The organism is Microvirga lotononidis (assembly GCF_034627025.1).
Classification (GTDB): domain Bacteria; phylum Pseudomonadota; class Alphaproteobacteria; order Rhizobiales; family Beijerinckiaceae; genus Microvirga; species Microvirga lotononidis.
The window spans coordinates 1,852,701-1,867,882 of the sequence record NZ_CP141048.1 but is presented as its reverse complement, the minus strand read 5'-3'; the positions used below and the strand labels follow the sequence as shown (position 1 = coordinate 1,867,882).

Below are 15,182 nucleotides of genomic sequence, written 5' to 3'. Positions count from 1 at the left end.
AAGCGCCGCGCCTTGCCTTGCCCGCCGCCGCCCCTCGCCAGATGCGCCGGACTCTCCTATCTCAAGAGGCCATGAATACGCTTCTCGCCCCCGCCACGCGCCTGTGGCTTCGCCTGCGCCTCAATGAGGTCGGTCCGCTCCTGTCGCTGTCCGCCTGCGGCTTCTTCGCCTGGGCGTTCATCGCTCTGGCCGACGAGGTGCGGGAGGGCGAAACCCATGCCCTCGACAGCCACCTCCTGCTGGCCCTGCGCGATCCGCAGAACCCGGCCAATCCCCTCGGCCCCTCATGGCTCGAGGAATCCGCCAGGGACTTCACCGGTCTCGGCGGCTACGCGATCCTGACGCTGATCACCCTGGCGGCCGTCATCTATCTGCTCATGGCCGGCAAACGCGGCGCAGCCATCCTGGTCCTGGTCGCCATCGTGGGCGGTACGCTCCTGTCCACCGGGCTGAAACTCGGGTTCGAGCGCCCCCGGCCCGATCTCGTGCCGCACGCCACGAGGGTGTACACGGCGAGTTTCCCGAGCGGCCATGCCATGATGTCGGCCATCACCTACCTGACCCTCGGCGCCCTGCTGGCGCGGGTGGAGAAGAGCCGACGCGTCAGCACCTTCATCATGGGTCTGGCGATCATCACGACTCTCCTGGTCGGCATCAGCCGGGTCTATCTCGGCGTGCACTGGCCGAGCGACGTTCTCGCCGGCTGGGCCGTCGGCGCCGCCTGGGCGGCCCTGTGCTGGTTCGTGGCGCTCCAATTGCAACGGCGGGGGCAGGTCGAAAAGCCGGGCGAGCTCACGCCGCCCTCCGATGCGAAGCCGGAATGACGGACGATCCCGGAAAACCGCTCCGCAAGCCGCCGCGACAGGTGACGCCCGCCTATCTGCAGCGCGCGGCCCTTGCCTATCTCGAACGCTACGCCTCCTCGGCCGAGAACCTGCGCCGCGTGCTGCGGCGCAAGGTCGACAAGCGCTGCCGCCTGCGCGGAGAGGATCCGGCCGGGTTCCAGGAGATGATCGACGAGGTGGTGGCGAAAAGCCTCAGGAGCGGCCTCATCGACGATACCCGCTATGCGGAAGCCCGGGTCGCCACCCTGCGGCGCCGGGGCGGCTCGGCCCGCGCCATCCAGGCCAAGCTCTCCGCCAAGGGCGTGGACCGCACGGCCATCGCGGCCGCCTTGGAGGGCGAGGACGGGGACGAGGAACAGGCCGCCCGCGCCTTCGCCCGTCGCCGGAAGCTCGGGCCGTTCCGGCCCGGCGAGCGGGCGCCTTACCGCGACAAGGACCTGGCCGCCATGGCGCGGGCCGGATTCCGGTTCGCCGTCGCCCGCGATGTCATCGACATGGACCCCGACGACGATCCCGACGCCTGATGGCGGACAACCGGGCTGAGTGTTCCGCGCGATGCTAAGGTTTTGGTTTGAGGCATCCTTCTACGCGAAACCGGTTCCCACTTTTGCGTTCGATGCATGTTGTCCGACGCATCCTTGCACACAAAACCGAATTTCACGTTTGCGTTCGATGCTTCAGGCCCTCGCCTGCTCCCGCACGAACATGATCGTCGGCTGATCCTTGTAGGTGGTGCGCCGGAACTCCCGGTAACCGCATTTTTCCGCCACCCGGATCGACGCTTCGTTCTCCGGCGCGATGATGCAGGCCGTGCGCACGGGACCGAAATGCTTCTCGCCCCATCGAATCGCGGCACGTGCGGCCTCGGTCGCGTAGCCCTTGCCCTGGCACTCGGGCGCGAGAACCCAGCCGATTTCCGGCATGCCGTCGAGGGACGGATCGATCTCGCGCCTGAAATCGGCGAACCCGACCTCACCCATGAAGCGGCCGGTCGTCTTGTCCGTGATGACCCAGTAGCCGAAACCGAGCATCGCCCAGTGCCCCACATAGCGCAGCAACCGTCCCCAGACCTCTTCCTGCGTGGAGGGCTTGCCGCCGATGAAGCGCGTGACGCCCGGGTCCGTCCAGAGCGTGAAGCAATCGGCGAAATCGTTCGCCCGGTGGCCGCGCAGGACGAGGCGCTCGGTTTCGAGAATCGGGACGGGAACGGAAGGGACGGTGGGCATCGGTTCATTCGGCGGGCATGGATCACGCGCCCTGAGCGGCAGCACGCGTCGTTACCGATAATTTCTGCATAACAATCATGGTCATGCAAGGCCCGAGCCTGCCGGCGCCCCGGCCTTAAAGCATTCCCGCCCCCACGTTCACGGCGAGCGCGAGGATCGTGGTGTTGAACAGGAAGGACAGGATCGTGTGGGCAAGCGCCAGGCGTCGCATGCGCTTGGACACGATGACCACGTCCGACGTCTGTGCCGCGGCCCCGAGGTTGAATGCGAAATAGAGAAAGTCCCAGTAATCGGGCTGGCCTTTGTGCGGAAACGCGAGCCCCTGCCGCTCGCCTTTGTCGCCGTAATATTCATGGGCGTAATGGATGGCGTAGATCGTGTGCACGAAGAACCACGAACAGAGGATCGTGATGCCCGCGATGGACAGGTGGAAGCCCTTCCCGTCGGCCCCGCCGTCGCGGATGCCGGCGAGTTCCACCGCGATGGCGGCGAGGCTTGCGATCGAGGCCGCGAGCGTCAGGGCGAGCACCACGGCGGCCGCCTCGTCCTCCTGCGCGGCGCGGTTCTGCATCATGGCCGTCGAGGAACGCGCCGCCATGATGCCCGCCAGCACGAGATAGAACACCACGCCGAGATCCCAGGCGACGAGCACCCGTGAATTGAGCTGCCAGGAGGACGGCAGGGCCGCGAAGACCAGAAGGACGACGAGAGCCGCTCCGAGGAGCCGCGGGCGCAGACGGATCTGATTGATAATCGACATCACATACTCGCAACTCGAATAAGATAGGGACTCTGGAGCCTGGCGCGAACTGTCCTAGATCACTAGCGCATCGTGCGGAAAAGTGGACCCGATCTTCCGCACCGAACGATGCACTCTTCAGAGAGTGGAGCATCGGAATCGATCCCGAAGCCGGGTCCGCTTCCGGGTCCGATGCTCCGAGCCTGTCCGCAAAAGGAGACCATGATGAATCGCAAGGCAAGAGCCGTTTGGCAGGGTACGGGCAAGGATGGCAGCGGCCATCTCACCTCGGATTCCGGCGTTCTGTCCTCGACGCCCTATTCCTTCAAGACCCGTTTCGAGGACGAGAAGGGCACGAACCCCGAGGAACTGATCGCCGCCGCCCATGCCGGCTGCTTCACCATGGCCCTTGCGTTCCAGCTCCAGGGCGCGGGCTTCACGCCCACCGAGCTTGCCACCGAGGCGGTCGTTTCCCTCGAGCAGGAAGGGAGCGGCTTCGCGATCAAGAAGTCGGCCCTGACGCTCAACGCCAACGTGCCCGGCATCGACCGCGCCAAGTTCGAGGAACTGGCCCACGCGGCGGAGAAGAATTGCCCGGTCTCCAAGGTGCTCAACGCCGAAATCACGATGGATTTCACGCTGGCTTAGAAAAGCGTCATCCCGGGGCCGCAAAGCGGAACCCGGGATCGCGTGACGAGAACAGTGCCTTATTATGGTGGCGATCCCGGATCGGCTTATGCCGTCCGGGATGACGCCTTGCTGACAACATCCAGGCCTACATCGCGGCCTTCTTGTAGCTGTCGATGATGGCCTGTCCGTCGGACCCGGCCTTCTTCAGCCAATCCTGCGTCAACTGCTCACCGACCTTCTGCAGTCCGGCCTTGAGTTCGGCGCTCGGCGGCTGGATCTTCATGCCCTTCGCGGCCATCTGGTCGACGTACCACTTGGTCTTCTCCTGCGCGGTCTTCCAACCGCGCTCCTCCGCGGACTTGGCGGCCTTCAGCACGGCTTCCTGGGTCGGCTTGTCGAGGGCGTCGAAGGCGGCCTTGTTGACGAAGGTCAGGTTCTTCGGGATCCAGGCCTGCGTGTCGTAGAAATGCGACAGCGATTCCCATACCTTCGAATCGTAGCCGGTGGCGCCCGACGTCATGAAGGTGGTGACCACTCCGGTGGCGAGCGCCTGCGGCAGGTCCGCTGCCTGAACCGTGACGGGCTGCGCGCCGACGAGTTCGGCGATGCGGGCGGTGCCGGGATTGTAGGAGCGCCACTTGACGCCCTTCAGATCCTCGACGGTGTTGATGTCCTTCTTGGCGAAAATGCCCTGCGGCGGCCACGGCACCGCGAACAGCAGCATCAGGCCCTGGCTGGCGAATTTCTTCTCGATGGCCGGCTTCTGCACGTCCCAGAGCTTCTTCGCCTGCTCGAACGACGTGGCGAGGAAGGGCACCACGTCGAGGCCGTAGACCGGATCCTCGTTCTCGTGCAGCGACATCAGGACCTCGCCGACCTGGGCCTGCCCGGTCTGCACCGCGCGCTTGATCTCCGGCGCCTTGAAGAGCGAGGCATTGCCGTGAACCGTGATCTGCAGCTTGCCGCCCGTCGCATCGGCCACATCCTTGGCGAAGGCGTTCAGGTTCTCGGTGTGGAAATTGTCCGGCGGATAGGCGGCAGGCAGGTTCCACTTGGTCTGCGCCATCGCGGGGGCTGCCAGGAGCAGGGCTCCCGCGAGCCCCAGACCGAAGCGTGTCCTATGTTTCATCGTCGTTCTCCCTCTGGTTTTTATGGAGCTTTTCAATCCGGAAAGGCGATCTGCGGCAGGATCATCACGATGCTCGGAAAGACCGTGATGATGGCGACGGCCACCACGAGCAGGAAGAAGAAGGGCAGAGAGGCCAGCGCCACCGTGTTCGAATCCTTGCCCGACATGGTCTGCAGCACGAAGAGATTGAACCCGACCGGCGGCGAGACCTCCGCCATCTCGACCACCAGGATCAGGAAGATGCCGAACCAGATCAGGTCGAACCCCGCGGTCTTCACCATCGGAATCACCACCGCGGTGGTCAGCACGATCATCGAGATGCCGTCGAGCGCCGTGCCGAGCAGGATGTACATGATCGTGAGGGCGGCGATCAGCGCATAGGGCGAGAGATGCAGGCTGTCGACCCAGGAGGCGAGCGCCTGGGGGATGCCCGTATAGGCCATCGAGGTGGACATGAAGGAGGCGCCTGCCAGGATCAGCATGATCATGCAGGTGATGCGCGTGGTTCCCATGACGCTGGCCCAGAAGGATTCCCACGACAGGGAGCCCGACCACCAGGCGATGGCGAGCGAACCGAGCACGCCCCAGGCGGCGCATTCGGTCGCGGTCGCCCAGCCGAGCATGAGGGTGAGGAAGACGAGCGCGATCAGGAGCGCGACGGGGATGAGATTGGTCGATTCCCTCAGCTTCTCGCGGAATGACATCGTCGGCTCGGGAGGAGGCGACTTTGCCGGATTGAGCATCGACCATACGGCGATGTACCCGGAATACAGTGCCATCACGAGCAGGCCCGGCAGGAAGCCGGCAAGGAAGATCTGGATGATGGACACGTTGGCAGCCACCGCATAGACCACCATGGTGATCGAGGGTGGGATGAGGATGCCGAGGGTGCCCGCACCCGCGAGCGAGCCCAGGCTCACCATGTCGTCGTAGCCGCGTTTCTTCAGCTCCGGCAGGGCGATCTTGGCAACCGTCGCGCAGGTGGCGGCGGACGAACCGGAAACCGACCCGAAGATGCCGCAGGCGAGGACGTTCACGTGCATCAATCGTCCCGGCAGCCAGTTGAGCCAAGGCGCGAGGCCCCGGAACATCTCTTCCGAGAGACGGGTCCGGAACAGGATCTCGCCCATCCAGATGAAAAGCGGCAGGGCGGCGAGCGTCCAGGAGGCGGAATTGCCCCAGATCGTGGTGGCGAGCACGGAGCCGGCCGGGATTCCGCCGCCCACGAACTGCATGCCGACCCAGCCGCAGGCCATGAGGGCGATGGCGATCCATACACCGCCGGCCAGAAGCAGCGCGAGCAGCAGGAGCAGCAGGCCCGAAATCTCGATGAGTTCCATGGTGCCTCAAACTCCGCTCTGGATCGCGCGCTCCACCACCTCTTCGGCCGTGGAGGCGGGCGGCTTTTCATAGCGCGGGTCGCCGCCGCGCAGCACATGGATGAACTCGTCGACGAAGGCGGTGAAGAGGATCACGAGTCCGGTCGCATAGCCGATCTGTGGGATCCAGAGCGGAATCGCCAGGACGCCCTGGGCCATGTCGTTGAAGCGCCAGCTGTCATAGGTGAGGAGCACCGCATGCCAGGCGAAGAAGCCCACGAATCCGAGGCCGATCGCGAGGGCGAACATTTCGAACCACCAGCGGGTGCGGCCCTCCAGGCGGTCCGTCAGGAGGCCGACCCGGATCATCTCGCCGGACCGGAAGGTATGGGCCAGCCCCAGAAAGGCCATCGCGGCCATGGACCAGGAGGCGAGATCGTCGCCGGCCGGGATGTTGACGCCGAGGCCCCGGCCCAGGGACAGGCCCATCATCAGCAGAAAGATCGCGAGAAGGAAGACACCGGCAAGGTAGCCGGCGAAGCGGTAAAGGCCGTCGAGGAAGGTTCGGATCATGCGGTCCGTCTCGGATGCGCGGCGAGAAAGCTTGGCCGAGTTTAGGAGCATTCTCCGTTGGAGCAAGCGGTTCCTTGCCGTGCGTCTGCGCAGGCTTTGCGCAAAACATGAGAGACTGCCCATCTTCTCGACAGAACCAATCTCCGCCTCCGCCGTTGTGAAATCAGACGTGACAGTGCGTCACCGATATTCAGGAGGAATACATGGCTTCAAAGCATCTCATGATGGCGCTTCTCGGAACGGCTCTTCTGTCGGCCCCGGCCCTTGCCCAGAACCAGCCCGCCACCCCGTCGACCAGCCCGAACGCTTCTTCGTCGTCCAGCACGTCGGGCGGATCCATGTCCAGCGGCAACTGGATGACTCAGGAGAAGGCCGGCCAGTGGCGTGCCTCGAAGATCGAAGGCCTGAACGTTTACAACAACAACAACGAGAAGATCGGCGACATCAGCGAGCTGCTCGTTGACCAGAGCGGCAAGATTGAGGCCGTGGTGGTCGGCGTCGGCGGTTTCCTCGGCATGGGTCAGCATGACGTCGCCGTTCCCTTCGACCAGATCAAGTTCGTGAACGAGCCGCGCTCGAACGCGACCGCTTCGAACACCACGACCGGCACGGCCGGCACGGCCGGCACGACGAGCACCACCTCGAGTGCACCGGCCACGACGGGGTCGACCACCACCACGACCGCCGACAACAACATGAACCGGTCCGCTCCGGATCATGCCATGCTGGACATGACAAAGGATCAGCTGAAGGCTGCTCCGGAGTTCAAGTACAGCCGCTAAACCGCTTCGGGCGGATCGGAGAAAGGGGCCCGTCGGGCCCCTTTTTTGTTGGCGGCTCAGGATTTCTGATGGGCGATGATCCGATCCTTGATCGCATCGTAGGCGTTCTGCGGAATGATCTTCTTGTCCACGAGCTCGTTCTTGGCCCGATAGGGGCGGCCCTTGATGATCGCATCCGCCCGGGCCGCGCCGATCTGGGGCAGCTTGTCGAGTTCGTCCTTAGACGCGCTGTTGATGTCGATGAGCGCGCTGGTGGACGATGTCGTGCTCGGCATCGGCTTGGCGGCCCCGGTCGAAGGAGCCGTGCTGGTCATCGGCGGCTTCGCGGCGGCGCCGGGCGTGGCGGTGCCCGGAGCGGCGGTTTGTGCGAAAACCGGCGAGGCGAGCAGGGAGCCGAGAGCGAGCACGACTCCGAGATGAGATAAGCGCATCGTATCCTCCTTTGACGGCCGGGTTGTTCCCGAAATCCTTCACCCGGCATCATCAGAGGAGAGAATTAGAGCACAGTTAGACTTGAGCGACCTGTTCTTCGGGTCTTTCGAGGGAGGTCCTGCACGGGATCGTCCCGCCCGCACCACTATCCTGCCATATCCTCCGGCATCGGGATCGGATGCGACCTCCCGCCCCTGTTCCGGGCCTCGCCAATGGCCCATCCCCATGCTAGAACAAAACACGAACAATTCTGCGGAAGACCCATGGACGAGAAGCTTGCCAAGAAGCTGCGCATCCTGGCGGACGCGGCGAAATACGATGCCTCCTGCTCCTCCTCCGGCGCCCCCAAGCGGAAGGCCGACATGGGAGGCCTGGGCTCGACGGAGGGCAGCGGCATCTGTCATGCCTACACGCCCGACGGGCGCTGCGTCTCGCTGTTGAAGATCCTGCTGACCAATTACTGCCTGTTCGACTGCGCCTATTGCGTGAACCGGCGCTCGTCCAACGTGAAACGGGCGAAGTTCTCGGTCGACGAGGTGGTGACGCTCACGGTCGAGTTCTACAAGCGCAACTACATCGAGGGGCTGTTCCTCTCGTCCGGCATCATCCGCTCGCCGGACTACACCATGGAGCAGATGCTGCTGGTGGCCAAGAAGCTGCGCCGCGACCACGGCTTTCGCGGCTACATCCACCTGAAGACCATTCCCGAGGCGAGTCCCTGGCTCATCGAGGAGGCGGGCCTGTGGGCCGACCGGCTGTCGATCAATCTGGAACTGCCGACGGAGAAGAGCCTGGAGCGGCTGGCACCGGAGAAGGACGGCGCCTCCATCGAGACCGCCATGGCGCAGATGTTCGAACGCATCGAGGAGGCCCGCGAGGAGCGTCGCCATTTCTCGCCGGCCGGCCAGACCACCCAGATGATCGTCGGCGCGGACGACACCACGGACGCGGACGTGCTGCGCACCTCGGCCAAGCTTTATGGTCACTACGCCATGAAGCGCGTCTATTACTCCGCCTTCAGCCCGATTCCGGATTCCAGCGCCATCCTGCCCCTGAAGTCGCCGCCGCTGATGCGCGAGAGCAGGCTGTACCAGGCCGATTGGCTGCTGCGCTATTACGGCTTCGACGTGGACGAGATCGCCACCGGGACCGACAAGGGCATGCTCGACCTCGACATCGACCCGAAGCTCGCCTGGGCGCTCAGGAACCGCCACCGCTTTCCCGTCGACGTGAACCGGGCCGAGCGCGAGATGCTGCTGCGCGTCCCGGGCCTCGGCGCGCGGGCGGTGGACAAGATCGTGGTGGCGCGAAAGCACACGACGCTGCGCCTGGAGGACGTGGCTCGCCTCACCTCGGGGCTGAAGCGCGCCAGACCCTTCCTCATCACGGCCGACCACCACCCGAAAGCGAAGCTCGATTCCCTCGGCCTGCGCGAGCGGCTGGTCGAGAAGCCGGAACAGCTGAGCCTGTTCGGGTGAGCCGACCTGCGACTGTCATCCCGGGACTGCGCAGCAAGACCGAGATCGTGAGACCGGCACTCCCGGCCATCCCGATCAGGAGAAGCGCGGCGCCTCATAAATCGGGATCACCTGCACAAGGCCGGCGATGACGACAGAAGACGTGCCCCTCCAGGATGACAAGAGGAAACCCATGACCCTCCACCGCATCACCCTCAGAGCCGGCGCGGATCTCCACACCTTCCGCCAGTCGGTGCGGCGCCTGATCGCCGAGGAACTGGCGCCGCAGCACGTGGTCTTCGTGATCGACGACGCGCCCGGCCTGTTCGGGGAGGAATCCATCGGCGATGCGCCTCCGGTCACGATCCCGAAGGGCGTGGCGCGGCTGATCGAGCACGTGGTCTGCCACAGCGACCCTGAACGCTACGCCTTGCTCTACCAGCTCGTCTGGCGGGTGCTGAACGGCGAGCGGGATCTGCTCGATGTCGCGACCGACCCGCTCGTGCACCGCATCGACCTGATGGCACGGTCCGTCCGCCGCGACCTGCACAAGATGCATGCCTTCGTGCGCTTCCGGCGGATGCCGGGCGAGGACCTCGAGCGCTTCGCCGCCTGGTTCGAGCCCGAGCATTTCATCCTGGAGGCGGCGGCCCCCTTCTTCGTCGACCGCTTCCGCTCCATGGACTGGACGATCCTCACGCCCATCGGCTCGGCGCGCTGGGACCGCCGGGCCCTGACCTTCGGCCCGCCGGGGCAGCGCGACGATGCCCCCTCCGGGGACAGTTTCGAGGAAGGATGGCGCGGCTATTACGAGAGCGTGTTCAACCCTGCCCGGGTCAACCCCACCGCCATGCGGGCCGAAATGCCGAAGAAGTACTGGCGCAACATGCCCGAGACCGCGGCGATTCCCGGCCTGATCCAAACCGCCTCCCGGCGCGTTGAACGGATGATCGAACAGGAGGCGACGATGCCCGCCAAACGCACCCCCGAGCGTGCTCTTGAGGCCATGTGGGATCAGGAGCCGAAGACCCTGGAAGACCTCAACGCCATCATCGCCAAGGCCGGCCCCCTCGTGCCCGGCGCGACCCAGGCGGTGTTCGGCGAAGGCCCGGCCCATGCCGAGCTCGTGTTCGTCGGCGAGCAGCCGGGCGACCAGGAGGACCTGCAGGGCCGCCCCTTCGTGGGCCCCGCCGGCAAGCTCCTGACCAAGGCCATGAAGGAAGCCGGCATCGACCGCGAGCATGCCTATCTCACCAATGCGGTGAAGCATTTCAAGTTCGAGCAGCGCGGGCACCGGCGCATCCATTCCAAGCCCACGGCCGGCGAGGTGAAGCATTACCGGCCCTGGCTGATGAAGGAGCTCGAACTGGTGAAGCCCAAGCTCGTCGTGGCGCTCGGAGCGACGGCGCTTCTGGCGCTGACGGGCAAAGCGACGCCGATCACCCGTTCGCGCGGGAGGGCCCGGTTCGGGCCCTACGAAGGCTACGTCACCGTGCACCCGTCCTATCTGCTGCGCCTGCCCGACGAGGCGACCAGGCGGGAGGCCTACGAGGCGTTCCTGAACGACCTGCGCCGCATTCACGATCTCGCGAAGGCCGACCTGGAGACCGGGGAGCTGCCTCTCGCTGCGGAATAGGGTTCGTGGCAAGAAAACCACGCCCCGGCAGATCCGCCCGATGAGACGTTAATCCTCGTTAACCGCCCCTTAAACCGCCACATTTAGGGTGCTCCAGAGCATGAAAGGCCGGACGATATACCGGCTAGCGCATCGTGCGGAAAAGTGGATCCGGTTTTCCGCGCCCAACGATGTGCTCATCAATGGCGGGAGCATCGGATGGATCCCAAAAGTGCAAATCCACTTTTGGGTCCGAGGCTCTGGATCGATGCGGGGTTTAAGAGGTGGCGAACGGACGCGACCGGCGCGAGCCGGTCTTCGATGCGACCGCTGGGGAAGCGGGGGAGCTGGACTTTCGCCTCTCGCCCGAGGATCGGGCAGGGGGAATCATGGCGCGCAGGCGGGCTTCTTCAAACGGCGGGGGCGGACCGCGCCGTCCGGCCAAGCTCAAGAAATCCAAGCGCAAGGGCGGCCGTTCCTTCTTCAGCAAGCTCGTCTATGCCGGTCTCGTGCTCTGCCTCTGGGGCGTCATCGGGATCGGCGGCGTGGTGGCCTATTACGCCTCGCAGCTGCCGCCCATCGACCAGCTCACGGTGCCCAAGCGCCCGCCGAACATCGCCATCATGGCGAGCGACGGCTCGCTCCTGGCCAATCGCGGCGAAACCGGCGGACGCACGGTCTCGCTCAAGGAGCTTCCGCCCTACCTGCCCAAGGCCTTCGTGGCGATCGAGGACCGGCGCTTCTACGACCATTTCGGCATCGATCCCGTCGGCATTGCCCGCGCGATCTACCGCAACCTGGCCCATAAGGGCGGCCTCCAGGGCGGCTCGACCCTGACCCAGCAGCTCGCCAAGAACCTCTTCCTGACCCAGGAGCGCACCGCCTCGCGCAAGATCCAGGAGGCGATCCTGGCGCTCTGGCTCGAGCGCAACTACTCCAAGGACCAGATCCTCGAGCTTTATCTCAACCGGGTCTATTTCGGCGCGGGCGCCTATGGCGTCGAGGCCGCCTCCCAGCGCTATTATGGCAAGTCCGCCCGCAACATCTCGCTCTCGGAAGCCGCCGTGCTGGCGGGCCTCGTCCAGTCGCCCTCCCGCCTTGCGCCCAACCGCAACCCCGAACGCGCACAGGCCCGCGCGGAACTCGTGATCGCGGCCATGAACGAGCTCGGCTTCATCACGCCGGGCATGACCAAGACCGCCCTCGGCGCACCCGCCGAACCCGTGCGCCCGAACGGCGCCGGCTCGGCCAATTACGCCGCCGATTACGTGATGGACGTGCTCGACGATTTCGTCGGCAACGTGGAATCCGACATCGTGGTCTCGACCACCATCGAGCCCACCATGCAGGCGACCGCCGAGCGCGTCCTCGTGGAGGAGCTCAACGCCAAGGGCCAGAAGTTCAACGTGAGCCAGGGCGCCTTCGTGGCCCTGCAGCCGGACGGCGCCGTCCGGGCGCTGGTGGGCGGCCGCAATTACGAGACGAGCCAGTTCAACCGGGCCACGACCGCCCGCCGCCAGCCCGGTTCGTCCTTCAAGCCGTTCGTCTATCTCACGGCCGTGGAGCGGGGTTACACACCCGACATGGTCCTCGAGGACGGGCCGGTCAATTTCGGCGGCTGGGCCCCGAAGAACTACGACCGCAAGTATCGCGGGCCGATCGCGATGCGCGACGCCCTGGCGCTCTCGCTCAACACCATCGCGGTCAAGCTCAACATGGAGGTCGGGCCGAAGAACGTGGTGCAGACGGCGCAGCGCCTCGGCATTGCCTCGCCGCTCCAGGCCAACGGCTCGCTCGCGCTCGGCACCTCGGAGGTTACCCCGCTCGAACTGGTGAGTGCCTACGCGTCTTTCGCCAATGGCGGCATGGGCGTCGTGCCTTACGTGATTGCCCAGGTGAAGACCACGGACGGCAAGCTGATCTACAAGCGCCCGACTTCGGGAGGCTTGGGTCGCGTCATCGATCCCAACGTGGTCGCCATGATGAACGACATGATGCACAACACCTTCGTCGTCGGCACGGCCCGCTCGGCGCAGGTTCCCGGCTGGCTCATGGCCGGCAAGACCGGGACGACCGACGATTACAAGGATGCCTGGTTCGTGGGTTTCACCGGCAGCCTCGTGGCGGGCGTCTGGCTCGGGAACGACGACGGCACGCTCACCAAGCGGGTCAGCGGCGGCAATCTTCCGAGCGAGGTCTGGCACAACTTCATGAAGGTCGCCCTGAAGGACCAGCAGCCCGTGCCGCTGCCGGGCAGCGAGCGCTTCCGGAACGAAGTGCCGGTAGCCGGCGCCGGTCAGGATCCGCGCTATGCCACGGCGGGCGCCGGCGACAATGCCTGGATCATGCCCCAGCCCGCCCCGCAGCGCCGCGCCAGCCGCGAGAAGAACTTCTTCGAGAAGCTGTTCGGGCTTTGAGGCCCGGACTCCTTCGTTCGACGCATCGTCATTCCGGGGTGTCCTCGGAGTGACGGGGAAGCGTTCGAGAATGCTTGAGCCATTACCTGCCACGTAATCGCCAGCCTTCCCTGCCCCTGGCATGCTCGCTTCACCACTTAGGAAGGAGCCTGCCATGACAACCTATGCCGTCGGTCATCTGCACGACGTCAATGTCGGTCCCGACATCGTCGAATACCTGTGCCGCATCGACGAAACCCTCGCGCCGTTCGACGGGCGCTTCATCATTCACGGCGGGCCGGTGACGGTGATGGAAGGGTCCTGGTCGGGGGACCTGATCGTGATCGCGTTTCCGGACAGGGACCGGGCCCGCGCCTGGTACGACTCGCCTACCTACCGGCGCATCCTGCCGCTGCGGACCGAGAACTCGCGCGGCGACGTCTTCTTCATCGACGGGGTTTCCGCCGACCATCGGGCGGCCGACGTCGTGGCCAAGCTCCCCGTGGCGGATCAGCCCTTGGGCTGATCGCCCCGCGCCCGTCCCGTCGCCAGGAACAGGGCGAGCGCCAGCACGCCCGTCATGGCGATGGTGGCGGGCAGCGGAACCGCCGAGGCGTCGAGGTTGCGCCCCAGCAGGATGCCCACGATGGCCGCGAAGGTCATCTGGCAGATGCCGAGCAAGGACGAGGCCGCGCCGGCGCGGTCCGGAAACGGCATCAGGGCCGAGGCCATGGATTGCGGCATGGTGAGGCCGACGCCTACGCCGTAGAGCGCCATGGGGGCGCTGATGCTCAAGGACGACGGAACACCCGCGAGCACCAGAGCCAGCATGGTGACGCCGCCGAGAGCGAGGCAGGTCACGCCGATCCTGATCGTGCCGTCGAGCCCGTAGCGGCCAACGAGGCGCTGCGCCAGCGTGGTACCGGTCATGAAGCCCACCACCACGAAGGTGAAGGAGAAGGCGAAGGACAGCTCGTCCAGGCGGTAGATCTTCTGCAGCACGAAGGACGAGCCGGAAATGAAGGCGAAGAGGCCGCCATAGGTGAGCATGGACAGGCCCACATAGGTCCGGTAGCCGGCATGGCCGAGAAGAAGCCGGAAACCACGCAGGATCGACGGGAACGAGATCGGCACGTCCGATTTCCGGCGGATGCTCTCCGGCATGCGCCACAGGATCGTGGCGGCGAGCGCGATGCCGAACAGGATCATGACGCCGAAAGTGACGCGCCATCCGCTGAAGCGCTCGATCACGCCGCCGAGCACGGGGGCCGCGGCCGGCACGACGCCCATGATCGTGCCCATGCGCGACAATTCGCGGCCGGCGCGCGGACCCTCGTAGAAATCGCGCACGATGGCGCGTCCGAGCACGATGGGGCCCGAGGCGCCGAGCGCCTGCAGGAAGCGGGCGCCGATCAGCGTTTCGATGTTGGGCGAGAGCGCGCAGATCAGGCTGGCTACCGTGAAGAGCCCGAGCCCGAAGAGCAGCACGGGCTTGCGCCCGATCCGGTCGGAGACGGGCCCGTAGAAGAACTGCCCGGCGGCGAAGCCGAGAAGAAAGGCCGACAGGGTCAGCTGCGTCTGTCCGGTGCTGGCCTCGAGCCCCGTGGCGATCGCCGGCAGCGAGGGCAGGTACATGTCCGTCGAGAGCGGCCCGAGCGCGGTCAGCAGCGCCAGGACGATGGTGAGGGCCAGCGTGTCGGGTTTGAGCATGGAGCGGATTTCAACGATGACGGGCACGTCCGGTTAAGCCGAAACGGTGAGGCTGTCATCTGTTTTGGGCATCCGGCGCGTCTTCGCTCACTGCCGCGAGGCTCGCGCCGATCCATTCCCACAAGCGCACCTGCAGGTAGCAGGCCCATCGGGCATTGTGGAAGACCGTCGGCAAGTTCAAGCGCAAGTTGTTGTTATTAAATATCTTTTAACTAAGTGCATTTCCGCAAAGTCTCTTTGCGGCTTCGCCGTGCGGTTCTAACACGTTGATTCCAAATGTTTTTAACGTAATAACATTTGAAGTTGTGAGTCCTCCTCGCCGGCCCTGC

At 65.3% G+C, this 15,182-nt stretch carries 15 protein-coding genes; 8 read left to right on the top strand and 7 right to left on the bottom strand.

Translation table 11 applies throughout. The annotated features are described in order from the left end of the window. The first annotated feature begins 71 nt into the window (after nucleotides 1-71). Together U0023_RS08830 and U0023_RS08825 are read left to right on the top strand one after the other, a co-directional pair. Nucleotides 72-824 (top strand): phosphatase PAP2 family protein, encoded by a 753-nt coding sequence (locus U0023_RS08830; RefSeq protein WP_009490789.1) that lies wholly within the window; start codon nucleotides 72-74, stop codon nucleotides 822-824. Further along, the gene (locus tag U0023_RS08825) at nucleotides 821-1,369 is read left to right on the top strand and encodes a regulatory protein RecX (protein WP_009490788.1); all 549 of its coding nucleotides are present in this window, start codon (nucleotides 821-823) and stop codon (nucleotides 1,367-1,369) included. Before U0023_RS08830 ends, U0023_RS08825 begins: the two co-directional genes overlap by 4 nt. A gap of 153 nt (nucleotides 1,370-1,522) precedes the next feature. Here the strand turns inward: U0023_RS08825 and U0023_RS08820 are convergent, their stop codons facing one another. Next, on the bottom strand, nucleotides 1,523-2,071 hold the full coding sequence (locus U0023_RS08820) for a GNAT family N-acetyltransferase (protein WP_009490787.1): 549 nt from the start codon (nucleotides 2,069-2,071) through the stop codon (nucleotides 1,523-1,525). Nucleotides 2,072-2,186: 115 nt separating this feature from the next. After that, on the bottom strand, nucleotides 2,187-2,831 hold the full coding sequence (locus U0023_RS08815; RefSeq protein WP_009490786.1) for a DUF1345 domain-containing protein: 645 nt from the start codon (nucleotides 2,829-2,831) through the stop codon (nucleotides 2,187-2,189). A gap of 204 nt (nucleotides 2,832-3,035) precedes the next feature. Between U0023_RS08815 and U0023_RS08810 the strand changes: the two genes are divergently transcribed. Then, the gene (locus tag U0023_RS08810) at nucleotides 3,036-3,458 is read left to right on the top strand and encodes an OsmC family protein (protein ID WP_009490785.1); all 423 of its coding nucleotides are present in this window, start codon (nucleotides 3,036-3,038) and stop codon (nucleotides 3,456-3,458) included. Nucleotides 3,459-3,585: 127 nt separating this feature from the next. Here U0023_RS08810 and U0023_RS08805 read toward each other — a convergent pair whose 3' ends face one another. From U0023_RS08805 to U0023_RS08795, 3 genes are read right to left on the bottom strand one after another with little or no spacing between them, the layout of a single operon-like run. Continuing rightward, nucleotides 3,586-4,569, bottom strand: coding sequence for a TRAP transporter substrate-binding protein (locus U0023_RS08805; protein WP_009490784.1), 984 nt, complete (start codon nucleotides 4,567-4,569; stop codon nucleotides 3,586-3,588). Between the two features lie 32 nt (nucleotides 4,570-4,601). After that, the gene (locus U0023_RS08800) at nucleotides 4,602-5,909 is read right to left on the bottom strand and encodes a TRAP transporter large permease (RefSeq protein ID WP_009490783.1); all 1,308 of its coding nucleotides are present in this window, start codon (nucleotides 5,907-5,909) and stop codon (nucleotides 4,602-4,604) included. 6 nt (nucleotides 5,910-5,915) lie between these two features. After that, the gene (locus tag U0023_RS08795) at nucleotides 5,916-6,461 is read right to left on the bottom strand and encodes a TRAP transporter small permease (protein WP_009490782.1); all 546 of its coding nucleotides are present in this window, start codon (nucleotides 6,459-6,461) and stop codon (nucleotides 5,916-5,918) included. A 203-nt stretch (nucleotides 6,462-6,664) separates the two neighbouring features. On the opposite strand from U0023_RS08795, the gene U0023_RS08790 reads away from it, so the two are divergent. Continuing rightward, nucleotides 6,665-7,243, top strand: a complete 579-nt coding sequence (locus tag U0023_RS08790; protein ID WP_009490781.1) for a PRC-barrel domain-containing protein — start codon at nucleotides 6,665-6,667, stop codon at nucleotides 7,241-7,243. 56 nt (nucleotides 7,244-7,299) lie between these two features. Here U0023_RS08790 and U0023_RS08785 read toward each other — a convergent pair whose 3' ends face one another. After that, complete coding sequence (locus U0023_RS08785; protein ID WP_009490780.1) at nucleotides 7,300-7,674, bottom strand: ComEA family DNA-binding protein; 375 nt, start codon at nucleotides 7,672-7,674, stop codon at nucleotides 7,300-7,302. 264 nt (nucleotides 7,675-7,938) lie between these two features. On the opposite strand from U0023_RS08785, the gene U0023_RS08780 reads away from it, so the two are divergent. From U0023_RS08780 to U0023_RS08765, 4 genes are all read left to right on the top strand, one after another. After that, on the top strand, nucleotides 7,939-9,153 hold the full coding sequence (locus U0023_RS08780; RefSeq protein WP_009490779.1) for a putative DNA modification/repair radical SAM protein: 1,215 nt from the start codon (nucleotides 7,939-7,941) through the stop codon (nucleotides 9,151-9,153). A gap of 172 nt (nucleotides 9,154-9,325) precedes the next feature. Continuing rightward, nucleotides 9,326-10,768, top strand: coding sequence for a UdgX family uracil-DNA binding protein (locus U0023_RS08775; RefSeq protein ID WP_009490778.1), 1,443 nt, complete (start codon nucleotides 9,326-9,328; stop codon nucleotides 10,766-10,768). 263 nt (nucleotides 10,769-11,031) lie between these two features. Beyond that, nucleotides 11,032-13,164, top strand: coding sequence for a transglycosylase domain-containing protein (locus tag U0023_RS08770; protein ID WP_040638246.1), 2,133 nt, complete (start codon nucleotides 11,032-11,034; stop codon nucleotides 13,162-13,164). Between the two features lie 154 nt (nucleotides 13,165-13,318). Continuing rightward, entirely contained in the window at nucleotides 13,319-13,669 is a 351-nt protein-coding gene (locus tag U0023_RS08765; RefSeq protein ID WP_009490776.1) for a DUF1330 domain-containing protein, read from the top strand. Here U0023_RS08765 and U0023_RS08760 read toward each other — a convergent pair. Continuing rightward, nucleotides 13,654-14,853 (bottom strand): multidrug effflux MFS transporter, encoded by a 1,200-nt coding sequence (locus U0023_RS08760; protein ID WP_009490775.1) that lies wholly within the window; start codon nucleotides 14,851-14,853, stop codon nucleotides 13,654-13,656. The genes U0023_RS08765 and U0023_RS08760 overlap by 16 nt on opposite strands. Nucleotides 14,854-15,182: the final 329 nt, after the last annotated feature.